Annotated in this window: 21 protein-coding genes; 17 read left to right on the forward strand and 4 right to left on the reverse strand. The window is 66.9% G+C overall.

Annotated features, from left to right (window positions below; all coding sequences use genetic code 11):
* Positions 1 to 142 precede the first annotated feature (142 nt).
* The 4 genes from BSE24067_RS08185 to dsbD all read left to right on the forward strand — a co-directional run bounded on the left by BSE24067_RS08185 (position 143) and on the right by dsbD (position 3,114).
* On the forward strand, positions 143 to 592 hold the full coding sequence (locus BSE24067_RS08185) for a hypothetical protein (protein WP_244122360.1): 450 nt from the start codon (positions 143 to 145) through the stop codon (positions 590 to 592).
* Positions 589 to 792: a hypothetical protein gene (locus BSE24067_RS08190; protein ID WP_151065325.1), complete on the forward strand. Its 204-nt coding sequence runs from the start codon at positions 589 to 591 to the stop codon at positions 790 to 792. Before BSE24067_RS08185 ends, BSE24067_RS08190 begins: the two co-directional genes overlap by 4 nt.
* A gap of 155 nt (positions 793 to 947) precedes the next feature.
* Positions 948 to 1,274: a divalent-cation tolerance protein CutA gene (cutA, locus tag BSE24067_RS08195; protein ID WP_151065335.1), complete on the forward strand. Its 327-nt coding sequence runs from the start codon at positions 948 to 950 to the stop codon at positions 1,272 to 1,274.
* Positions 1,267 to 3,114: a protein-disulfide reductase DsbD gene (dsbD, locus tag BSE24067_RS08200; protein ID WP_151065324.1), complete on the forward strand. Its 1,848-nt coding sequence runs from the start codon at positions 1,267 to 1,269 to the stop codon at positions 3,112 to 3,114. The genes cutA and dsbD overlap by 8 nt, the downstream gene beginning before the upstream one ends.
* Before the next feature lie 108 nt (positions 3,115 to 3,222).
* Here dsbD and hemB read toward each other — a convergent pair whose 3' ends face one another.
* Together hemB and yihA are read right to left on the reverse strand one after the other, a co-directional pair.
* Positions 3,223 to 4,221: a porphobilinogen synthase gene (hemB, locus tag BSE24067_RS08205; protein ID WP_151065323.1), complete on the reverse strand. Its 999-nt coding sequence runs from the start codon at positions 4,219 to 4,221 to the stop codon at positions 3,223 to 3,225.
* Positions 4,222 to 4,474: 253 nt separating this feature from the next.
* On the reverse strand, positions 4,475 to 5,134 hold the full coding sequence (gene yihA / locus BSE24067_RS08210) for a ribosome biogenesis GTP-binding protein YihA/YsxC (protein ID WP_044848923.1): 660 nt from the start codon (positions 5,132 to 5,134) through the stop codon (positions 4,475 to 4,477).
* Positions 5,135 to 5,350: 216 nt separating this feature from the next.
* Here yihA and BSE24067_RS08215 point away from each other — a divergent pair, with 216 nt between their 5' ends.
* The 5 genes from BSE24067_RS08215 (at position 5,351) to msrQ (ending at position 11,395) form a co-directional block, all read left to right on the forward strand.
* Entirely contained in the window at positions 5,351 to 6,007 is a 657-nt protein-coding gene (locus tag BSE24067_RS08215; RefSeq protein WP_151065334.1) for a c-type cytochrome, read from the forward strand.
* Positions 6,008 to 6,128: 121 nt separating this feature from the next.
* On the forward strand, positions 6,129 to 8,327 hold the full coding sequence (locus tag BSE24067_RS08220) for a cytochrome c biogenesis protein ResB (protein ID WP_151065322.1): 2,199 nt from the start codon (positions 6,129 to 6,131) through the stop codon (positions 8,325 to 8,327).
* A 4-nt stretch (positions 8,328 to 8,331) separates the two neighbouring features.
* Positions 8,332 to 9,522 carry a c-type cytochrome biogenesis protein CcsB gene (gene ccsB, locus BSE24067_RS08225; RefSeq protein ID WP_151065321.1) on the forward strand — a complete coding sequence of 397 codons (1,191 nt, stop codon included), beginning with the start codon at positions 8,332 to 8,334 and terminating at the stop codon, positions 9,520 to 9,522.
* 158 nt (positions 9,523 to 9,680) lie between these two features.
* Positions 9,681 to 10,676 (forward strand): protein-methionine-sulfoxide reductase catalytic subunit MsrP, encoded by a 996-nt coding sequence (gene msrP, locus BSE24067_RS08230; protein WP_151065320.1) that lies wholly within the window; start codon positions 9,681 to 9,683, stop codon positions 10,674 to 10,676.
* Positions 10,677 to 10,696: 20 nt separating this feature from the next.
* Entirely contained in the window at positions 10,697 to 11,395 is a 699-nt protein-coding gene (gene msrQ, locus BSE24067_RS08235) for a protein-methionine-sulfoxide reductase heme-binding subunit MsrQ (protein ID WP_151065319.1), read from the forward strand.
* Between the two features lie 87 nt (positions 11,396 to 11,482).
* On the opposite strand, the gene lptM is transcribed toward msrQ, so the two are convergent.
* Positions 11,483 to 11,764 (reverse strand): LPS translocon maturation chaperone LptM, encoded by a 282-nt coding sequence (gene lptM / locus BSE24067_RS08240; RefSeq protein WP_151065318.1) that lies wholly within the window; start codon positions 11,762 to 11,764, stop codon positions 11,483 to 11,485.
* Between the two features lie 36 nt (positions 11,765 to 11,800).
* Here lptM and cyaY point away from each other — a divergent pair, with 36 nt between their 5' ends.
* Positions 11,801 to 12,127 (forward strand): iron donor protein CyaY, encoded by a 327-nt coding sequence (cyaY, locus tag BSE24067_RS08245; protein ID WP_151065317.1) that lies wholly within the window; start codon positions 11,801 to 11,803, stop codon positions 12,125 to 12,127.
* A gap of 111 nt (positions 12,128 to 12,238) precedes the next feature.
* Here cyaY and BSE24067_RS08250 read toward each other — a convergent pair whose 3' ends face one another.
* The gene (locus BSE24067_RS08250) at positions 12,239 to 14,626 is read right to left on the reverse strand and encodes a penicillin-binding protein 1A (protein ID WP_151065316.1); all 2,388 of its coding nucleotides are present in this window, start codon (positions 14,624 to 14,626) and stop codon (positions 12,239 to 12,241) included.
* A gap of 229 nt (positions 14,627 to 14,855) precedes the next feature.
* Between BSE24067_RS08250 and BSE24067_RS08255 the strand changes: the two genes are divergently transcribed.
* Genes BSE24067_RS08255 through BSE24067_RS08285 form a run of 7 tightly spaced genes read left to right on the forward strand, consistent with a single transcriptional unit; the run spans position 14,856 to position 21,856 of the window.
* Complete coding sequence (locus tag BSE24067_RS08255) at positions 14,856 to 15,779, forward strand: type IV pilus biogenesis protein PilM (RefSeq protein WP_174904726.1); 924 nt, start codon at positions 14,856 to 14,858, stop codon at positions 15,777 to 15,779.
* Positions 15,776 to 16,411, forward strand: a complete 636-nt coding sequence (locus tag BSE24067_RS08260; RefSeq protein ID WP_151066542.1) for a fimbrial protein — start codon at positions 15,776 to 15,778, stop codon at positions 16,409 to 16,411. Before BSE24067_RS08255 ends, BSE24067_RS08260 begins: the two co-directional genes overlap by 4 nt.
* Complete coding sequence (locus BSE24067_RS08265; protein ID WP_151066544.1) at positions 16,408 to 17,277, forward strand: pilus assembly protein; 870 nt, start codon at positions 16,408 to 16,410, stop codon at positions 17,275 to 17,277. Before BSE24067_RS08260 ends, BSE24067_RS08265 begins: the two co-directional genes overlap by 4 nt.
* Complete coding sequence (locus BSE24067_RS08270; protein ID WP_151066546.1) at positions 17,274 to 18,935, forward strand: type IV pilus secretin PilQ; 1,662 nt, start codon at positions 17,274 to 17,276, stop codon at positions 18,933 to 18,935. Before BSE24067_RS08265 ends, BSE24067_RS08270 begins: the two co-directional genes overlap by 4 nt.
* Positions 18,936 to 18,975: 40 nt before the next feature.
* Positions 18,976 to 19,530: a shikimate kinase gene (locus tag BSE24067_RS08275; RefSeq protein ID WP_151066583.1), complete on the forward strand. Its 555-nt coding sequence runs from the start codon at positions 18,976 to 18,978 to the stop codon at positions 19,528 to 19,530.
* On the forward strand, positions 19,527 to 20,606 hold the full coding sequence (gene aroB, locus BSE24067_RS08280; protein ID WP_151066548.1) for a 3-dehydroquinate synthase: 1,080 nt from the start codon (positions 19,527 to 19,529) through the stop codon (positions 20,604 to 20,606). The genes BSE24067_RS08275 and aroB overlap by 4 nt, the downstream gene beginning before the upstream one ends.
* Before the next feature lie 41 nt (positions 20,607 to 20,647).
* Positions 20,648 to 21,856 carry a deoxyguanosinetriphosphate triphosphohydrolase gene (locus BSE24067_RS08285; RefSeq protein ID WP_151066550.1) on the forward strand — a complete coding sequence of 403 codons (1,209 nt, stop codon included), beginning with the start codon at positions 20,648 to 20,650 and terminating at the stop codon, positions 21,854 to 21,856.
* The last annotated feature ends 79 nt before the right edge of the window (positions 21,857 to 21,935 follow it).

The following is a 21,935-nucleotide window of genomic DNA, read 5'->3' on the forward strand; positions in this document are numbered from 1 at the left end:
ACTGCCCGGAGTGTGTGTCGCGGGCCATCCCGAGGTGGATGCCCGTATTCCGGGTGCTCCCAAATCCGGACGAGTGTTAAAGGCCGCCTGCTGCATATAGAGTGGGGGATTCTTCAGGAGAAAGCCCGGTGACGACGCAGACATGTTCCAATTTTTCCCGGCATTCGAGGCCAATATGGCCGCGCTGCATCTGCCTGTTCCGACCACGTTGTTCGCAACGTTGCAAACCTCTCTAGCGAGCGTTACGTCCATGATGACGACGCTCAAGACGTTGGGTCCGAATGCATCCGTCGCTGAGCTCGCAGGTGCAACGACCAAGCTCGAAATGCTTAGCGTAGCGGGCAGCATCTTGGCGAGTGCTTATATCGGCGCGGTCATTGGCAGTCTGATCGTGGCGACTGATTCAATCGCGTCGTGCAAGCCGGGGGCCAGTGCCACGATCGAGATTACCCGATGGGCCGCTCGCCACGGGTTGACGATTCATCCCCTCGTGTTGACTCAATTGCTACGCCATCCTGAAATCCTCGAACCTGCCCCTTATAGTAATTTTGACCAGCGAAAGCGTGCGGCTCTCAAAGGTGCCGCGCGATGAAGTGGCTGACTGACCGATTCCTGTTGCTCGTGACTGCGCTCGTGTGTCTTGCGGTCAGCTGGATGGTCATCCGGCTGACCGGTAAGTGGTTCCCGTCGATTCTGCTTATCCTCTCCGTCGCAACACTGCTCGGCGACAATGCGCGCCTGCGAAAGCTGCTGGAGCAAAACGGCATCAACCCCCGACGGCGCAAACGTTGAAGCGCGATCACACATCACGTCGCGGTACGCCTGCTAGACAAAACTCGAGCGCCTGCGAAGCCGGCAGAGTCGCGCCGGCTGCGCTACGATACGGGGCAACCGGCGTGGGCGATCCACGTCGACGAGAAGCCAGTAAACCAGTCGGGGGGGCGCGTATGGTGGTGGTGCTGATGCTGACGACGGTGCCTGATGCGGCGACGGCCGAGGCACTGGCCAGCGGCGCGCTCGACGCGCGGCTTGCGGCATGCGTGTCGGAGCTCGGGGCGATCAAGTCGCGCTATCACTGGCAAGGCAAGGTCGAAACGGCCGACGAGATCCAGTTGCTGTTCAAGACGAGCCCCGTGCGCTCGCTCGAACTGGAGCGATTTATTCTTGCGCATCATCCGTACGAGACGCCCGAAATCGTCTCGTGGCAGGCGACGGCCTCGGCCGCGTACGGCCAGTGGGTGACCAGCGAAACACAACGTCTATTTCATGTTTAACGGTATGGCGCTTTCCGTACGCGTGCGCGCGCTGCGGTTCCTCGCAGTCCTGTTGTCGTTCATGGTCGGGCTGGGCGGCCTGTCGGTCGCGCGCGCGGCGGACGATTTCCTCGATCCGTCGGTCGCGTTCAAGTTCAGCGCGACCGAAGCGCCGGGGCAGGTGGACGTCCGCTTCAAGGTCGCGAACGGCTATTACCTGTACCGTGAGCGATTCGCGTTCGCGGTGAAGAACGGCCAGGCGACGCTCGGCGACCCGCAATTCCCCGCCGGTCACGTGAAATTCGACCAGACGTTCCAGAAGGAAGTCGAGACCTATCGCGACGAGGTCGTGATACACGTGCCGGTCAAGCAGGCTGCCGGGCCATTCGAGCTCGCGGTCACGTCGCAGGGGTGTGCGGACGAAGGCATCTGCTATCCGCCCGCCGAGCACGTCGTGAAGGTCGACGGCGCGGCCTTGGGCGCGGCTGCGCCGGCTGCCGGCGCAGCGGCTTCGGGTAGCTGGCTCGACAAGGTGACGAGCGCCGATTTCGCGCAGTCGCTGCTGGAGGGCCACGGCTTCTTCACGATCGTCGCGCTGTATTTCGCCGCCGGCGTCGTGCTGAGTCTCTTGCCGTGTTCGTATCCGATGATTCCGATCGTGTCGGCGATCATCATCGGCCAGGGCACGCGCGCGACGCATGCGCGCGGCTTCGCGCTGTCGCTCACGTACGTGGTCGGCATGGCGCTTGTCTATACGGTGCTCGGCATCGCCGCCGCGCTGGTTGGCCAGAGCCTCGGCGCGTGGCTGCAGAATCCGTGGGTGCTCGGCGCGTTCGGCGTGCTGCTGACCGCGTTCGCGGTATCGCTGATCTCGGGCAAGGACATCGCGCTGCCCGCGCGTTGGCAGAACGGCGCTGCCGAGGCATCGAGCGCGCGCCAGGGCGGCCACTTCGTCGCGGTCGCGGCGATGGGCGCGTTGTCGGCGCTGGTCGTCGGCGCCTGCATGACGGCGCCGCTGTTCGCGGTGCTCGCGTTCATCGCGCACACCGGCAATGCGCTGCTCGGCGGTGCCGCGCTGTTCGCGATGGGCCTCGGCCTTGGCGTGCCGCTGCTCGTCGTCGGTGTCGGCGCGGGCACGGTCCTGCCGCGCGCCGGTGCGTGGATGGACGGCGTGAAGGTGTTCTTCGGGATCGTGCTGCTCGCCGCCGCGCTGTGGATCGTATGGCCGGTGCTCGCGGGCGGTCTGAAGATGGTGCTCGCCGCGTTGTGGCTGCTCGTCGCGGCCGCGGCGCTCGGCCTCTTCACGCCGCATGCCGGCGTCGCGTCGATCTGGCGCCGCCTCGGCCGCGGCCTCGGCGCCGCGCTCGCGATCTGGGCGGCGACGCTGCTCGTCGGTCTTGCCGCCGGCTCCAACGACCCGATCAAGCCGCTCGCCGTTCTCGCGGCGCGCACCGTTGCGGCGGGTGATGCAGCTGCCAACGGCGCGGCTTCCGCGCAGGCGGGCCCCGCGTTCGCGCCGGTGCGCTCCAGCGGCGAACTCGATGCGTTGCTGAAGACGTCGGGCCGCCCCGTGATGCTCGATTTCTATGCCGACTGGTGCGTGAGCTGCAAGGAAATGGAGCATCTGACGTTCACCGACTCGCGCGTGCAGGCGCGGCTCGCGCAGCTTCACCTCGTGCGCGCGGACGTGACCGCGAACAATGCGGACGATCAGACACTGCTCAAGCGCTTCAACCTGTTCGGGCCACCGGGGATCATCTTCTTCGATCGCAACGGCAACGAGATCGGCCGTGTGGTCGGCTATCAGGCGGCCGACACGTTCCTGCGCAGCCTCGATCGCGCGGCGGTGCCGACGGTGTAACGCGCAATCGCGTGCGCGCGTCGGCTGCCTCCGCGCCGGCTCCACGTAAAAAAACGGCGGGACACCGAAGTGTCCCGCCGTTTTGCTTGATGCCGTCAGTCGTGCGGCTCAGCGCTGCGCCTTCAGCAGACGCGCGGCGTCGAGCGCGAAGTACGTGAGCACGCCGTCGGCCCCTGCGCGCTTGAATGCAAGCAACGATTCGAGCACGACCTTGTCGTGATCGAGCCAGCCGTTCATCGCGGCGGCCTTCAGCATCGCGTATTCGCCGCTCACCTGGTACACGTAGGTCGGGAAGCGGAACTCGTCCTTCACGCGACGCACGATGTCGAGGTACGGCATGCCGGGCTTGACCATCACCATGTCGGCGCCTTCGTCGATGTCGAGGCGCACTTCGCGCAGCGCTTCGTCGCTGTTCGCCGGATCCATCTGGTAGGTCATCTTGTTGCCCTTGCCCAGATTCGACGCCGAGCCCACTGCATCGCGGAACGGGCCGTAGAACGCCGACGCGAACTTCGCCGAGTAGGCCATGATCCGCGTATGGATGTGGCCGTCGCTTTCGAGCATTTCGCGCACTGCGCCGATGCGGCCGTCCATCATGTCCGACGGCGCGACGATGTCGACGCCGGCCTCCGCTTGCGCACGCGCCTGGTCGATCAGGATCTCGATCGTGTCGTCGTTGATCACGTAGCCGTTTTCGTCGAGCACGCCGTCCTGGCCATGGCTGGTGTACGGATCGAGCGCGACGTCGGTCAGCACGCCGAGTTCGGGGAACCGCTTTTTCAGCTCGCGCACCGCGCGCGGAATCAGGCCGTCCGGATTGGCCGCCTCGCGGCCGTCGGGCGTCTTCAGCGACGGCTCGATGGCCGGGAACAGCGACAGCACGGGCACGCCGAGTTCGACGCATTGCTCGGCGACGTGCATCAGCAGATCGACCGACACGCGCTCGACACCGGGCATCGACGGAACGCTCTGGCGTTCGTTGGTGCCGTCGACGACGAACACCGGATAAATCAGATCGTCCGTGGTCAGGCGGTTTTCGCGCATCAGGCGCCGGGAGAAGTCGTCGCGGCGCATCCGGCGCGGACGATGAAGCGGATGGAAGCTCATGGCGATTTGGCAGAAATCAGGGCAAGAAGGGCCTTACGGAACCCTTGGGTCATTTTCGAGATCGTTGGTATATGATAGCGATCGAGCGGCACGCGTCGCGTGCAGCTCCCCGCTTCTCCTCCCTGAGCGGGTGCCTGTCGTTTTTCGATTAGGCTGTTTGACCCGCCGTTCAACGGCGGGTTTTTTTATGCGCCGGCCGAATCCGCAGGTGCCGTCAGGTGCGCACGGCCGATCCGGGCCGCGCGGTGCCCGCTCATTGTGCTACAGGCTCGCTTTTTTCGTCGGCGACGGACGGCCGCACCCAGCTCTCGATCAGCTCGTGCGCCTCGTCGAGCCCCGTGCGCTTCAGCGCCGAGAACAGCTGGACGGTCAGCTTGCCCTTCACGCCCTGGTCGCGATACGCGTCGAGCCCCTTTTGCGTGTTCCGCAGCGCGTTGATGCTTTCCTGTCGCGTCAATTTGTCGCACTTCGTCAGCAGCGTGTGGATCGGCTTGCCGGTCGGCGCGAACCACTCGATCATCCGGCGATCGAGGTCGGTCAGCGGACGGCGCGAATCCATCATCAGGATCAGGCCGCACAGCTGCGAACGCGTCGCCAGGTAGGACGACAGCAGCATTTCCCAGTGGGCTTTCGCGGCCCCCGGCACTTCCGCGTAGCCGTAGCCGGGCAGGTCGACGAGATTCGCGACGGGCTCGGCGGCCGGGCCGACGGAGAAGTAGTTGATGTGCTGCGTGCGGCCGGGCGTCTTCGACGCGAACGCGAGCCGCTTCTGGTTGCACAGCACGTTGATCGCCGTCGATTTGCCAGCGTTCGAGCGGCCCGCGAACGCGATTTCCGGCTGGACCGTCGGCGGCAGGTCGCGCAGATGGTTGACGGTCGTGTAGAAGCGGGCTTGATGGAGCAAAAAGGCCATGGGAAACCGGTGGGACGGGGCGGCGCGAGCCGCTTGGTGGAGGCGGGGTAGCCCCGATAGGCGCGGGAGCTTTCAGCGCGATATTGTACAATACGGCGGTTTTGCCGACGGGCTGCGGGCGCCTGCCTCACGCTTTTATGCAGCTTCTGCGGTAGACTGGTCGACGTCGTTTTTTGCAGAACCTCAAATTCCCACAAGACGAAACAGGGTGTGCGAATGAATCGACTGTGCAAGTCTCTGATGGTGCTTCAGGTTGCAGCAGGGTTCGTAGGTTTCGTAGCAGAGGCAAACGCGGCGGATGCGGCAAAGAAGCCGGATCTCGACCGCGGCAAGGCGATTGCCGCGCAGGTGTGCGCGTCGTGTCACGGCGCCGACGGCAACAGCGCGTCGGGCAGTTTCCCGAAGCTCGCCGGCCAGCATCCCGAATATCTGGTCAAGCAGTTGAACGACTTCAAGACCCAGCCGGGCGCGAAGGGGCCGGCGCGGACCAATCCGGTAATGGTCGGGTTCGCGAGCGCGCTGAGCGCGGACGACATGCGCAACGTCGCCGCGTACTACGGATCGCAGACGACGAAGCTCGGCACCGCACGCGATGCGGCGACCGTGCCGATCGGCCAGAAGATCTATCGCGGCGGCATCGCGGAGAAGGGCGTACCGGCCTGCGCGAGCTGCCACGGGCCGACGGGGCAGGGGATGCCGGTCCAGTACCCGCGTCTGTCGGGGCAATGGGCCGATTACACGGTCGCCCAGTTGACCGCGTTCCAGCAGGGTGCCGGCGCGCGCAACAACAACGAGGCGATGCATCAGATCGCTTCGCGTCTGTCCGACACCGAGATCAAGGCCGTCGCGGATTACATCGCAGGCCTGCGTTGAACGGACAGTCGCGAATGAAATGACCGGGCGCCGAAAGGCGGCCGGAGTCAGAACAAGAAAAGGGTGGGGCGCCGCATGAGTGCGGCCGCCTTGCCCTTTTTTGTTGTCAGTTGGAGTTTGAATGAGCGTTACCACGTCGGGGTTGCAGTCGAAGTCGGGTCAGAGCGTGTCCAAGCGCGCGGTCGAGCTGGTGAGCTCGATGCGCTTCGCGATCGCGCTGCTGGTGGTGCTGTCGATCGCGAGCATCGTCGGTACGGTCCTCACGCAGGACGACCCGTATCCGAACTACGTGAACCAGTTCGGCCCGTTCTGGGCGGACATCTTCCGGTCGCTGGGCCTGTACAACGTGTACAGCGCGTGGTGGTTCATGCTGATCCTGATCTTCCTCGTCGTGTCGATCTCGCTGTGCGTGATCCGCAATGCGCCGAAGATGCTCGCGGACGCGAAGAGCTGGAAGGACAAGGTGCGCGAAGGCAGCCTGCGCGCGTTCCACCACAAGGCCGAATACACGGCGCCCGGCACGCGCGCAAGCGTCGCGGCCACGCTCGCGGCGTTCGTCGGCAAGGCCGGCTACAAGCACGTCGTGCGCGAAACCGACGGCGCGACGCTGATCTCCGCCAAGCGCGGCGCACTGACGAAGTGGGGTTACATTTCCGCGCACCTTGCGATCGTCGTGATCTGTATCGGCGGCCTGCTCGACAGCAATCTGCCGATCAAATTCCAGATGTGGATGTTCGGCAAGAGCCCGGTCAACACGAGCGCGACGATCAGCGAGATCTCGCCCGATCACCGGCTGTCCGCGTCCAATCCGACGTTCCGCGGCTATGCGTGGGTGCCGGAAGGCCAGTTCGTGTCGACCGCGATCCTGAACCAGCCAAGCGGCTCGCTGATCCAGGACCTGCCGTTCTCGATCCAGCTGAACAAGTTCATCGTCGATTACTACACGACCGGAATGCCGAAGCTGTTCGCGAGCGACATCGTCGTGATCGATCGCGAGACGGGACAGAAGATCCCGGCGCGCGTCGAGGTCAACAAGCCGTTCACGTACAAGGGCGTGTCGATCTACCAGTCGAGCTTCCAGGACGGCGGCTCGCAAATGCAGATGACCGCCTACCCGATGACCGGCGACAACGCGAAGACGTTCGCTGTGAAGGGCACGATCGGCAGCACCGCGCCGCTGCAGATGCCGGGCGCCGACGGCGACACGATCGAGTTCTCCGACTTCCGCGCGATCAACGTCGAGAACATGGCCGATGCGAACGGCAAGCCCGACGTGCGCGGCGTCGCGAAGACGGAATCGCTGAAGGAAGTGTTCGACGAGCGGCTCGGTTCGGGCGCGAAGACGTCGAAGCCGATGCAGCTCCACAACATCGGCCCGTCCGTGCAGTACAAGATTCGCGGTAAGGACGGTCAGGCGCGCGAATTCAACAACTACATGCTGCCCGTCGACATGGGCGGCACGCGCGTGTTCCTCGCCGGCGTGCGCGCGAGCCCGAACGACCCGTTCCGCTACATGCGGATTCCCGCCGACAGCCAGGATTCGATCGGCGAATGGATGCGCCTGCGCGCTGCGCTCGAGGATCCGGCCGTGCGCGCCGATGCCGCCGCCCGCTTCGCGCAGCGGTCGCTGCCGACGACCGAAGCGGCGTTGCGCAGCCGCCTGCAGGACAGTGCGTTCAAGGTGCTGACCCTGTTCGCGGCGAGCGACGACAGCGTGGGCCGCGGCGCCGACGGCCAGCCGGTCGGCGGCTTCCAGGCGGTCGCCACGTTCATCGACCGTTCGGTGCCGAAGGCCGAGCAGGAAAAGGCGGCGAGCCTGCTGCTGCGCATGCTCGAAGGCTCGATGTGGGAGGTCTGGCAGATCGCGCGCGAGCGCGCCGGCGAGCCGGCCGCCCAGCAGGGCAGCGATACGATCCGCTTCGTGCAGAACGCGATCAACGCGCTATCCGACAGCTTCCTGTATGGATCGCCGGTCTATTTGCAGCTTGACTCGTTCAAGCAGGTGCAAGCTTCGGTATTTCAGCTGACGCGCGCACCCGGCAAGAATCTGGTGTATCTTGGCAGCCTGCTGCTGGTCGCAGGCATCTTCTCGATGTTCTACGTGCGCGAGCGGCGCCTGTGGTTCTGGATCAAGGATGCCGGCTCGGGCGTCGATGTCGTGATGGCGATGTCCACGGCCCGCAAGACCTTCGATTTCGAGAAAGAATTCGTGCAGACGCGCGACGCGGCCGGCGCCGCGTTGGGCGCCGCACCTCGCGATGCCACGCCCGCCCGCCAGCCAGCAGGCGGCGGTGCCGATTCCGAGACTTCCACCCGGTAACATCATGGATCTCACTCAAGTTTCCTCTTCCCGTCCGGGGCCGGCCAAGGCTCCGAATCCGGCGCCGTTGTTCGACGACCGTCCGTTCCTCGCGCGCCTGTCCGTCATCGACTGGTTGTTCGCGCTGGCACTCGTGGTCGGCGCGGGCTATGCGCTCGTGCACTACAACGAGCACATGGATTACTACGACAAGGCGGTGATGATCGGCACGGTGCCGGCGCTTGTCGTGCTCGGCTGGCGCTGGAAGCCCGCGCGACTGATGATGGCGGCGATCGCGGTGCTGTCGCTGCTGTCGATCCAGATCTACCAGGGCGACCTCGCGCGTGCCGATTCGGCGTTCTTCCTCAAGTACTTTCTGTCGAGCCAGTCGGCGATCCTATGGATGAGCGCGCTGTTCGTGCTCGCGACGATCTTCTACTGGATCGGCCTGCTCACACGCTCGGAGTCGGGTTCCGCAATCGGCCAGAAGCTCACGTGGGTCGCCGTGCTGATGGGCTTCACCGGGCTGATGGTGCGCTGGTACGAGTCGTACCTGATCGGCGCCGACGTCGGGCATATCCCCGTGTCGAACCTGTATGAAGTGTTCGTGCTGTTCAGCCTGATCACCGCGCTGCTCTATCTGTATTACGAGGGCCACTACGGTACGCGGGCGCTCGGCGCGTTCGTGCTGCTGGTCATCAGCGCGGCCGTCGGCTTCCTGATGTGGTACTCGGTCGCCCGCGACGCGCAGCAGATCCAGCCGCTCGTGCCGGCGCTGCAGAGCTGGTGGATGAAGATCCATGTGCCCGCGAACTTCATCGGCTACGGCAGCTTCGCGCTGTCGGCAATGGTGTCGGTCGCGTACCTGATGAAGGAGCGCGGTGTGCTCGCCGATCGGCTGCCGGCCCTCGAAGTGCTCGACGACGTAATGTACAAGTCGATCGCGGTCGGTTTCGCGTTCTTCACGATCGCGACGATCCTCGGCGCACTGTGGGCGGCCGAAGCGTGGGGCGGCTACTGGAGCTGGGATCCGAAGGAAACCTGGGCGCTGATCGTGTGGCTCAATTACGCGGCATGGCTGCACATGCGCCTGATGAAGGGGCTGCGCGGCGCGGTCGCCGCATGGTGGGCGCTGACGGGCCTGCTCGTGACGACGTTTGCGTTCCTGGGCGTCAACATGTTCCTGTCCGGGCTGCACAGCTACGGCAAGCTGTAAGATTTCCGATGCTGGTCCGACGAATGACCGCCGGCGCACTGCGTGCCCGGCGGTTTTCTTTTGTAACGGGCGGGCGCGCCGGCCGTCGAACGGCGCTGGACCGGCCCGGTCGAACGCTGATGAAGCGTGCGCGCCGCGCATGCACGAGGAGCAGCACGATGTGGATCAAAACCCCCTTGCGTACCGCGCTGACCGGCGCTGATATCGCGCCGACCGAGATTACGCCGCGCGCGGTGTTCGAGAACCGGCGGCGCGTATTGCAGGCCGCGGGCCTCGCGGCGGCGGGCGGCTTGCTTGGCGGCAGCGGCGCGGCGTTCGCCGCGTATGCGTCGCCGGACGCGCGGGCAGCGAAGCTCGCGGCCAAAACCAACCCGAGATTCGTCGCGGCCGACAAGGTGACGCCGTTCAAGGACATCACGTCCTACAACAACTTCTACGAGTTCGGCACCGACAAGGGCGACCCGGCGCAGAACGCCGGCACGCTACGGCCTCGACCGTGGCGCGTGAGCGTCGACGGAGAAGTACTGCACCCGAAGGTGTTCGATCTCGACGAGTTGCTGAAGCTTGCGCCGCTCGAGGAGCGCGTGTACCGGCTGCGCTGCGTCGAGGGCTGGTCGATGGTGATTCCGTGGATCGGCGTGCCGTTTTCCGAACTCGTCAAGCGCGTGCAGCCGACCGGGAACGCGAAATACGTGCAGTTCATCACGCTCGCCGATCCGTCGCAGATGCCCGGGTTGTCGACGCCGGTGCTCGACTGGCCGTATTCGGAAGGGCTGCGGATGGACGAGGCAATGAACCCGCTGACGCTGCTGACGATGGGCGTCTACGGCCAGGTGCTGCCGAACCAGAACGGCGCGCCCGTGCGCATCGTCGTGCCGTGGAAGTACGGTTTCAAGAGCGCGAAGTCGCTGGTAAAGATCCGCTTCGTCGACAAGCAGCCGAAGACGAGCTGGAATACGTACGCGTCGAACGAATACGGCTTCTATTCGAACGTGAACCCGAACGTCGATCACCCGCGCTGGAGCCAGGCGACCGAGCGCCGGATCGGCGAGGACGGCTTTTTCACGCCGAAGCGCAAGACGCTGATGTTCAACGGCTACGGCGACCTCGTCGCGTCGATGTATCAGGGCATGGACCTGAAGAAGAACTTCTGAGGGCTGCGGTGAGAAACGACATGCGTCCTTCGACGCTGACGCCCGAACGCGCACCGCGCCCGCGCCGGGCGGCCGCCGCCGGCGGGTCTTCCAGGACCGGCGGCGCGGTGCGGCCTGCTGCGCCGCGTTGGCTTGCGCCGGCCAAGGTGCTCGCGTTCGCGGCCGGCCTTTATCCGCTCGCGCGTCTCGTGCTGTTCACGCTGACCGACCGGCTCGGCGCGAATCCGATCGAATTCATTACCCGTTCGACGGGCCTCTGGACGCTGGTAATGCTGTGCGTGACGCTTGCCGTCACGCCGCTTCGGCGCGCGGCGCGCGTGCCCGCGCTGCTGCGCTTTCGCCGGATGATCGGCCTGTTCGCGTTCTTTTACGCGACACTGCACTTCACGACGTATCTGTGGTTCGACAAGTGGTTCGACGTGCTCGCGATCCTCAAGGACGTCGGCAAGCGTCCGTTCATCACTGTCGGTTTCGCCGCATTCGTGCTGCTGATTCCGCTGGCCGCGACGTCGCCGCGCGCGATGGTGCGCCGGCTCGGCCGTCACTGGACGACGCTGCACCGGGCGATCTACGCGATCGCACTGTTCGGCGTGCTGCATTTCTGGTGGATGCGTTCCGGCAAGCACGATCTCGCGCAGCCGAAGGTGTACGCGACGATCGTCGCGGCGCTGCTCGGCTGGCGGCTGCTCGACTGGGGCTGGCGGCGCATTCGCGCGTGACCACGGGCCCGAAAGAACGAAAGGCGATGACCGGAAGTCATCGCCCTTTGCACGATAGCCACCGCGCGAGCGGCGGCGCACGATCAATTACTGCGTGACAGCGGGGCCGGATGCGGGCGTTGCGCCCTTCGACGTATTGCTCGACAGCTCGGGCGACAGCGTGAGCGGCGTGCCGGAGGAATCGGGAATGCTGTCGGACGACGCGTTTTCGTCGGTCGGCGCGACGTCGGACGGCGGCGTGTCCTGCTGCTGGATGGGCTTCGCCGGCAACGGGGGCACGGTGGGCAGATAGAGCGGACCGCGTTGACCGCAACCGGCAAGAATCGCCAAAGCCGCTACAATCGCGCTCATCCGGAAAACGACTCGCATGATCGTCCCTGAACAATTTAACCGATAGAGTTTAGCATGTCCGATACCGAATACCTGGCCCGTGCCGAGGCCGTGCTGGCAGCCGTCGAGCGCACCGTGGACGCCGCGAACGACGGCGATCACGACATCGATCTCGAGCGCAACGGCAGCGTGCTGACGCTCACGTTCGAGAACGGCTCGAAGATCATCATCAACCTCCAGCCGCCGATGAAGGAACTGTGGATCGCCGCGAAGGCGGGCGGATTCCACTACCGTTTCGTCGACGGCGCATGGCGCGATACGCGCACCGGCACCGAGTTCTTCGCCGCGCTCACCGATTTCGCGACGCAGCAGGCCGGCCTGCCGATCACGTTCGCGGGGTAATGCACGCGCGCTCGGCTCGTCGGGCGCGGATGCGCGGGATGCGCCGTATAGATCGAAACGCAAAGAAAAAGCGCCCCGCGGGGCGCTTTTTTCGTGCATGGGCCGCTGGTGTCAGTGGCCGCGGAACAGGTTCATGATGTCCTGCTTCTCCTGCTCGTCGACATGCGGCACCGCTTCGTCGACGTTCTCCGCCGCCGGCGCCTGCGGCACGCCGACCGTCGACACGAAGCCGTGCCCCGGCGTGAACTCGGTGAAGTAGAGCTCGCCGCCGAGCGACTGGACGTCGTCCGGCATCGTCGGCTTGAATTCCGGCACGCCCTTCAACGCCGCACCCATGTAGTCGATCCAGACCGGCAGCGACAGGCCGCCGCCGGTTTCGCGATCGCCGAGGCTGCGCGGGTTGTCGTAGCCGATCCACGCGATCGCCGCGAGCGTGTGCTGGTAGCCGGCGAACCACGCGTCGTGCGAGTCGTTCGTCGTACCGGTCTTGCCGGCGAGGTCGGTGCGCTTCAGCACGTTGGTGCGCGCGCCCGTGCCGCGCTGCGCGACGCTCTGCAGCAAGCTGTTCATCACGTATGCGTTACGCGGGTCGATCGCGCGCGGCGCGTTCTGCTCGGCGACGAGCGGCTGCGCGCGCGCGACGATCGCACCGTTCGGGTCCGTCACTTCGGCGATCAGGTACGGATTCACGCGGAACCCGCCGTTCGCGAACACGGAGTACGCGCCGGCCATCTGCAGCGGCGTGACCTGGCCCGCGCCCAGCGCCATCGGCAGGTAGGCCGGATGGCGCTCGGCGTCGAAGCCGAAGCGCGTGATGTACTGCTGCGCATACTTCGTGCCGATGTGGTTCAGGATCCGGATCGACACGAGGTTGCGCGAGCGCTGCAGCGCCGTGCGCATCGACATCGGGCCTTCGAAGCCGCCGCCGTAGTTCTTCGGCTCCCACGGCTGGCCGCCGGTTTCCGCGGCGCTGAAATACAGCGGGCCGTCGTTGATCACCGTGGCCGGGCCAAGGCCCTTGTCGAGCGACGCCGAGTAGATGAACGGCTTGAACGACGAGCCCGGCTGCCGCCACGCCTGCGTGACGTGGTTGAACTTGTTCTTGTTGTAGTCGAAGCCGCCGACGAGCGAGCGGATCGCACCGTCCTGCGGGACGATCGAGACGAACGCGCCTTCGACCTGCGGCAACTGCGTGATCGACCACTTGCCGGCATCGTTCTTCACGACCCGCACGATCGCACCCGGGCGGATGCGACGGTTCGGCTGCGCGTTGGCCGACAGCGCGCTCGACGCGAAGCGCAGGTTGTCGCCCTCGATCGTCGCGCTGCTGCCGTCGATGAATGCAACCGTGATCTGACGCGGCGCGGCCGCGGTGACGACTGCCGCGATCAGTTCACCGTTGTCGGGGTGCTCGAGCAGCGCGTCGTCGATCGCCTGCTCGCGGTCGTCGGCGCCGGCCGGCAGCTCGATGAAGCCTTCCGGACCGCGATAGCCATGGCGGCGCTCGTAATCCATGATGCCTTTGCGCAGCGCGGTGTACGCGACTTGCTGGTCGGCGGAGTCGATCGTCGTGACGACGTTGAAGCCGCGCGTGTAGGTTTCCTCGCGGTACTGCGCGTACATCATTTGCCGGACCATTTCCGCGACGTACTCGGCGTGCACGCTGAATTCGCGCCCCGCGCCCTTGACGACGAGCGGCTGCACGACGGCCTGGTCGTACTGCTCGCGCGTGATGAAATTCAGCTCGAGCATCCGCTGCAGGATGTATTCCTGGCGCACCTTCGCGCGTTTCGGGTTGACGACCGGGTTATACGCGGACGGCGCCTTCGGCAGCCCGGCCAGCATCGCCGCTTCGGCGAGCGTGATGTCCTTCAGGTCCTTGCCGAAGTAGACCCGCGCGGCGCTCGCGAAGCCGTACGCGCGCTGGCCGAGATAGATCTGATTCATGTAGACCTCGAGAATCTGATCCTTCGTCAGCGCGCGCTCGATCCGGTACGCGAGCAGCATCTCGTAAATCTTGCGCGTGTAGGTCTTTTCGCTCGACAGGAAGAAGTTGCGCGCGACCTGCATCGTGATCGTGCTCGCGCCCTGCGACGCATGGCCGTTCGTCAGCGCGACGAAGCCGGCGCGCGCGATGCCGGTGAGATCGACGCCGCCGTGGTCGTAGAAGCGCGCATCCTCGATTGCGAGGATCGCCTTCTTCAGCGAATCCGGCACGTCCTTGAAATGGACGATGTCGCGGCGTTCCTCGCCGAATTCGCCGATCAGCACGTGATCGGACGTATAGATGCGCAGCGGTACCTTCGGACGATAGTCGGTCAGGGCATCGAGCGACGGCATGTTCGGCCACGCGACGACGAGCGCGTAGCCGAGCACGAGGCCGCCGGCCACGACGAGCGCGATGCACATCGCGGCGAGACCGATCAGCGCCTTCAGCCACCAGGGCCGCTTCTTGGGCTCGGGCGCGGGAGGCGGGGACGTAGGAGACGTGGATTGCATAGGCATACCGGAAAACAGTCCCGCGATTATAGCTGCCCGGTATGACCGGTCCTGACGCCGCAGCGGCGCTGGCCGGCGCGCAGCGGATCGCGGTGTCGCCGGCATAGTGTCCGCGCGGTCGGCCTGCGCGACAACTAGCCGTTCGGCCGACTGTCGCACACGCGCGCCGCTTTGCAGAATCAGGCCTCGGAAACGCGGCGTGGGCCGCAGCGAATCGCGGGAGGCTGGGATGACTGGACGATGGGCGGCGCGGATCGCGCCGGGCAGGCACCGTTCGACGGGGATCGACGTCGCGGCGGACGAGGTGAGGGTGGCCGTGCTGAGCCGCCGCGGCCGCGTCGCCGACGTGCGCGTCGACGGGCTCGAGCGGGAGCCGGTGGGGCTGGCGGGCGGGCCCGACGACGCGCGCTGGGCCGCGGTGGCGCGCGCGCTGGCAGCGGCCGTGTCGCGGCTGTCGGCGGCGGGTGTGCGCTGCGACGCGCGCGGCGTGATGGCGCTGCGCGACGACGAGATGCGGATCGCGACGCTCGATCTGGCTGGGCGCGAGGACGTCGCGGACGCTGCTCGGCAGGCGGCCGAGCGTATCTCGGGGCTGGCGCCCGACAGTCTCGCGTACGACTGGCGCAAGGACGACAACACGCGCACGGGCGAAATTGCGGTGGCGGTCGCGCCGCAGGCATTGCTCGAGCGGCGGATCGACGTGGCGGCGCAGGCCGGCATCGACCTGACGGCCGTCGACGGCGAGTCGGCGGCCGCGCTGCGCGCACTGCGCTATGCCGCGCGGTTCGAGCACGACGCGCATGGCCCGTACGCCGCATTCTGGTTCGGCGATACGGGCGTGCACGGCTGGCGGGTCGACGGGCCGGTTGCAGCGCCGGTGCTCGCGGTGTCGGGCGACGTGCAGGCGGCGTTTACGGATGCATTGCGACAGTGCGCACTCGGGACGGTGCGCTGCGCGCTCGTGGCTGGCGACGAGCGTTGCATCGCGCGCTGCGGCACGTCGGTCGCCGATATCGGCGATGCGCTCGGCGTGGCCGCGGTGCCGTTCGACTGCAGCGGGTGGGACGGGTTGCCCGGCGGTCCGGCAGTGTCCGCCGGCGGGCCGGCGTTTGCGCTTGCAATCGGGCTCGCGCTTCGCGGGGTGTGGGAATGATGGCCGACATGGGCTTCAGGCGGACAGCCGCAGTCCCGTCCCCACTTGGTGGATTCAATCTGCTGCCTTACCGGGAGCGGCTCGCGCTCGCGCTGCGGCGGCGCCGCGCGATGCAGTGCGGCGCGGCGATCGTATTGGGCGTGCTCGGTGCTGGCCTGTGGACCGGCGCGGCGACCGTATGGCGATGGCGCGTGGATGCCGAACGAACGCGGGTGGACGCACAACTGCGGCAATGGCAACCGCGGCTCGATGTTGCACGGCGCGCCGCCGGCGCGGCCGCCGACGTTGCGCAACGCGATGCGCAGGCGGCCTTGCTGGCCGCGCCGTACCGGCGCATCGCCGGGCTGCTGGCGACACTGGCGCAAGCGCGCGACGACACCGTCCGGCTCGACGCGTTGCGTGCGACGTCGTCCGGCGCCGTGCTCGACGCGCGCGCCACGAGTTACAGGGCGGCCGCGCGGTGGCTCGCCAGGATCGCGGCCGAGCAGCACGGCTGGCGGTTCGATATCGGCGAACTCGCACCGGCTTCGGCCGCGCCGGTCGCCGATTTGGCCGCGCCGTTCAGGTTCTCCGTGCAGGTCCGCTGGCATGATGGGTCGCCTCGGCGGAACGCAACAGGAGGCGACGCATGACGACGATCGTTCATTGGTCGATCCCTGGCGGTGCCGGGTGGCGTGGCCGCGTGACACGCGTGTCGCCGGCTACCGTGCACGCCGTGGGCTGCGTGCTGGCATTCACGGCCGCGGTGGCGGGCGGTATTCATCTGGCGGATGCCGCCGACTGGAGCGGTCTCGCGCGCAGTCGCGTGCTGCTGGCAACCGCCCAGGCGCGCGCGGCCGCGGCGCAGCGGATGCTCGCGGATGCCTCGCAGCGGCGCGATACAGGCCCGGGTACCGTGCGCGACGCCGATTCGCGACCCGCGCCAACGTGGCCCGCGCTGGTGCTGGAACTGGCGGGCCTGGCCGGCGAGAGCGGATTGCGTATTGCATCGATCGAGCCGCGAAGCATGGACGACGTGGCCGCCGATGGGCGGCGCACGATTCGAATCGTCGCGGAAGGCGGCTTTCCCGCCGTGCTGCGGTTGATGGACGGGCTCGCGGGCTGGCGCGTGCTCGCGGTGCCCGTGGCATTGCACATTGAACGCAAAGCCCCGGAGGCCCGGGCGGACATGACGCTCGACGTATTTCCTTTGCTGCCGGCGCTCCCGCTTCCGGGCGGCGGCGTATCGGTACTCGCAGGCGCGTCGGGCGGCGATCCGTTCGGCGGCGCGGATTCGCCGGCGGTATCCGAGGGTCCGGCGCCGCGGCTGGCAGGCACGATCCGCGACGCGCGTACCGGGCTCGCGTTGTTCGATTCCGGCGACGGAACGTTCGCGGCAATCGTGCCGGGCGAAGCGCTCGGGGCGGCGCGTGTGACGCGGGTCGATACCGGTGCCGTGACGCTTGCGACGGCCGATGGCACCCGCCGTGTCGTCGTGGACGATGGAGGTCGCCGATGATCGGGTACGGAAGGTGGATGATCGCGTTCTGGGTCGGATTGAACGCGGTGGTATCCCACGCCGCACTGCCGCCGCTGCCCCCTTTGCCGCTCGCCGGGTGGCCGATCGCGTCGATGCCGGGGCGCACCACCGACGTGCCGTTGCCGCCGGGCGCGCCCGACGGGGCGTCTGACGCCGCACCGTTGCAGGATCAAGCGCAGGGCGATGCGCCGCCGTTCGGAGACGCAGCGCGCGCGGCGCTGACGGCCGCCACTGCCGCAACGGCACCGGCGCCGGTCCTGGAAGGGCCGCCCGTTCCGTTACCGCCGCCGACCCGCATGAACGACGCCGCCGCGCGGCACCCTGGCGATGCCGACGACGCGCGCCGGATCTCTTTAAATCTGCAAGGCGCGGGCCTGGCAGCCGCGTTCGACGCGCTCGCGCGGTTCACCGGGCTCAACATCATCGTCGGCGAGCAGGTGCGCGGCACCGTGACGTTGCGTCTGAACAATGTCCGCTGGCGCGATGCATTCGACACGCTGCTCGACACGCACGGCCTCGCGATGTCCCGGCGCGGCAACGTAATCTGGGTCACGCCGGCGAGCGAACTCGCCGCACGCGAGCGCGAGCGCTTCGAAACGCATGCACGCGCGGCCGAGCTCGAGCCGCTCTCGAGCCGCACGTTCGCGCTGCATTACCCGCGCGCGCAGGACGTGCAGCGGCTGTTGGCCGGGGCGACCGGCCAGCGCCTGCTGTCGAAACGCGGCGCCGCGGCGGCCGACCCGCGCATGAACCTGCTGTTCGTCACCGATCTGGCGCCGCGCATCGCGCAGATCGCGGACCTGATCGACGCAATCGACCGGCCATCGCGGCAGGTGCGGATCGAGGCGCGCATCGTCGAAGGCGAACAGGGTTTCTCGCGCAACCTCGGCGCGCGCATCGCGCTGCGCGCGCAGGGCCGTCCAGCGTCAGCCGACGGCACGGCGTCGGCAGCGGACACGCGCAACTTGCTCGACCTGGCCGCGCGCCCGCTCGGCGGATTCGACGCGGCGACGGCCGGTTTCACGCTGTTCGCCGCGCCGCTCAGCCGCGTGCTCGACATCGAGCTGAGCGCGCTCGAGGCGCAAGGACGGGGCCAGATCGTTTCGAGCCCACGCGTGGTCACGGCCGACCGCGTGAAGGCGATCGTCGAACAGGGCTCCGAACTGCCGTACCAGGCCAAGGTCGGCAATGGCGTCACCGGCGTGCAGTTCCGCCGCGCGACGCTGAAGCTGGAGGTCGAGCCACAGATCACACCCGACGGGCGTGTCGTGCTCGATCTCGACGTGACGAAGGACAGCGTCGGCGAGCCGACCGCGGCCGGCCCGGCGATTCATACCAAGCACGTGCAGACGCGGGTGGAAGTCGAGGACGGCGGGACGGTCGCGATCGGCGGGATTTACGAGCAGTTGAACCGGGACGATGTGACGCGCGTGCCGCTCTTGGGCAAAATACCTGTACTCGGCGCGCTTTTTCGGCACCGCGCGCGGCGCGACCAGCGCAGTGAACTGGTCGTCTTCATCACGCCGACGGTCGTCGGCGCGCGTTGCGAAACGGCCGACACAGGCGGCGCAGATGCGGGAAAAACGGGGCCAGACGCCGGCGGCGCAGGCTCGACAAGGCGGCCGCTTTGCCAGTAAGCTGCGCCACACACCAGCAAGATTCAAGCAGAGGAAGCCGTTGCAAGCGCGGGACCCACATGCAAACGTATTTTTCGTCGGCCTTATGGGAGCGGGTAAGACCACCGTGGGCCGTGCGGTCGCGCGCCGGCTCGACAGGACGTTCTTCGACTCCGACCACGAAATCGAGGCTCGCACGGGTGCGCGCATTCCGGTGATCTTCGAAATGGAGGGCGAGGCCGGCTTCCGCGACCGCGAATCGCACGTGATCGCCGAGCTCACGCAGCGCGAGAGCATCGTGCTCGCGACGGGCGGCGGCGCGGTGCTGCGTCCCGAAAATCGCGATTGCCTGAAAACCAACGGGATCGTCGTTTATCTGCGCGCGAATCCGCATGATCTGTGGCTGCGTACGCGCAAGGACAAGAACCGCCCGCTGTTGCAGACCGACGATCCGAAGGCGCGTCTCGAAGCGCTCTACGAAGTGCGCGACCCGCTGTACCGCGAATGCGCGGACTTCATCATCGAGACCGGTCGCCCGTCGGTCAACGGCCTCGTCAACATGGTGCTGATGCAACTCGAACTCGCAGGCGTCATCGCCAAGCCGCTACAAGCATGATTACCGTCAACGTCGATCTGGGCGACCGCGCCTATCCGATTCACATTGGTGCCGGCCTGATCGGCCGCACCGAACTGTTCGTCCCTCACATCACCGGTTCGTCGGTCACGATCGTCACGAACACGACGGTCGATCCGCTCTACGGTGCCGCGCTGCGCGCGGCGCTCGCGCCGCTCGGCAAGCGCGTGTCGACGGTCGTGCTGCCGGACGGCGAGGCCTACAAGAACTGGGAAACGCTGAACCTGATCTTCGACGGCCTGCTGACCGAGCGCGCGGACCGCAAGACCACGCTCGTCGCGCTCGGCGGCGGCGTGATCGGCGACATGACCGGGTTCGCCGCGGCGTGCTACATGCGCGGCGTGCCGTTCATCCAGGTGCCGACGACGCTGCTGTCGCAGGTCGATTCGTCGGTCGGCGGCAAGACGGGCATCAATCACCCGCTCGGCAAGAACATGATCGGCGCGTTCTACCAGCCGCAGGCGGTGATCGCCGATATCGGCGCGCTGACCACGCTGCCCGATCGCGAGCTGGCGGCCGGCGTCGCCGAAGTCATCAAGACCGGCGCGATCGCCGATGCGGAATTCTTCGACTGGATCGACGCGAACGTCGGCGCGCTGAATCGCCGCGAGCCGGACGCGCTCGCGCATGCGGTGAAGCGCTCGTGCGAAATCAAGGCGAGCGTGGTCGCGGCCGACGAGCGCGAAGGCGGCCTGCGCGCGATCCTGAACTTCGGCCATACGTTCGGTCATGCGATCGAAGCCGGCCTCGGCTACGGCGAATGGCTGCACGGCGAAGCGGTCGGCTGCGGGATGGTGATGGCCGCTGACCTGTCGGTGCGGCTCGGCCTGCTCGACGAAGCGTCGCGGCAGCGGCTGGATGCCGTGATTGCCGCCGCGCATCTGCCGGTCCGCGGCCCCGCGCTCGGCGATGCGCGCTATATGGACCTGATGCGCGTCGACAAGAAGGCCGAGGCCGGTGCGATCAAATTCATCCTGCTGAAGCGATTCGGCGATACGGTGATCACGCAGGCGCCGGACGAAGCCGTATTCGCCACGCTGGCGCAGACGACGCGGTAACGGCGTTCCGGATGCCCCGGCGCCCCTGACATGGAGGAGACGTGAGCGAGACATCCAGCAGCAAACTGCCCGAGGCCGGCCGCGCATCCGCCGTGGCGCCGGTCGAGCCGCTGACGCTGGCGGCGCTGGAAGCCCATCTCGCTCCATATGCCGCGCACGCGTCGCAGTCGCGCGGCCGCCGCCATCCTGAAACGCCGCCGGCCGCGCGCACCGAGTTCCAGCGCGATCGCGACCGCATCGTTCACTCGACCGCATTCCGCCGGCTCGAATACAAGACGCAGGTCTTCGTCAATCACGAAGGCGACCTGTTCCGCACCCGCCTCACGCACAGCCTCGAAGTCGCGCAGATCGCGCGTTCGGTCGCGCGCAACCTGCGCCTGAACGAGGATCTGGTCGAAGCGATCTCGCTCGCGCACGATCTCGGCCATACGCCGTTCGGCCATGCCGGACAGGACGCATTGAACGCGTGCATGCGCGAGCACGGCGGCTTCGAGCACAACCTGCAGAGCCTTGCCGTCGTCGACGAGCTCGAGGAGCACTACGGCGCATTCAATGGACTGAATCTGTGCTTCGAGACGCGCGAAGGCATCCTCAAGCACTGCTCGCGCGAGAACGCGCGCAAGCTCGGCGCGCTCGGCGAGCGTTTCCTGCAAGGGCGACAGCCGTCGCTCGAGGCGCAGCTCGCGAACATCGCGGACGAAATCGCGTACAACAACCATGACGTCGACGACGGCCTGCGCTCCGGCCTGATCACGATCGAGCAGCTCGCCGAAGTCGAACTGTGGCAGCGCCACTACGACGCGGCGCTTGCCGAATTCCCGCATCTGGAAGGCCGCCGCCTCGTGCACGAGACGGTGCGCCGGATCATCAACACGCTGATCGTCGACCTGATCGACGAGACCACGCGCAATCTCGCGCGCGTCGCGCCCGCATCGCTCGACGACGTGCGCGCCGCGCCGCCGCTCGTCGCGCACAGCGAGGCGGTCGCCGCGCAGGCGGCCGCGCTCAAGCGTTTCCTGTTCAAGAACCTGTATCGCCACTACAAGGTGATGCGCATGGCGAACAAGGCGCAGCGCGTCGTCACGGGGCTGTTCGACGCGTTCATCGACGATCCGCGCCTGCTGCCGCCGCCGTATCAGACGGACGACGAAGCGCAGCAGCCGCGCCTCGTCGCGCACTACATCGCCGGCATGACGGACCGCTTCGCGCTGAAGGAGTATCAGCGGCTGTTCGTCGTCAACGACAACTGACTGTCACAAACGATCACTAGACTTCGCCGGTTCAATGGCGACGGGAATGTTGCACACGCTGTTGGTAACGTTTTCACAG

This window comes from Burkholderia latens, assembly GCF_902499045.1.
In the GTDB taxonomy this organism is placed as follows: Bacteria; Pseudomonadota; Gammaproteobacteria; order Burkholderiales; family Burkholderiaceae; genus Burkholderia; species Burkholderia latens.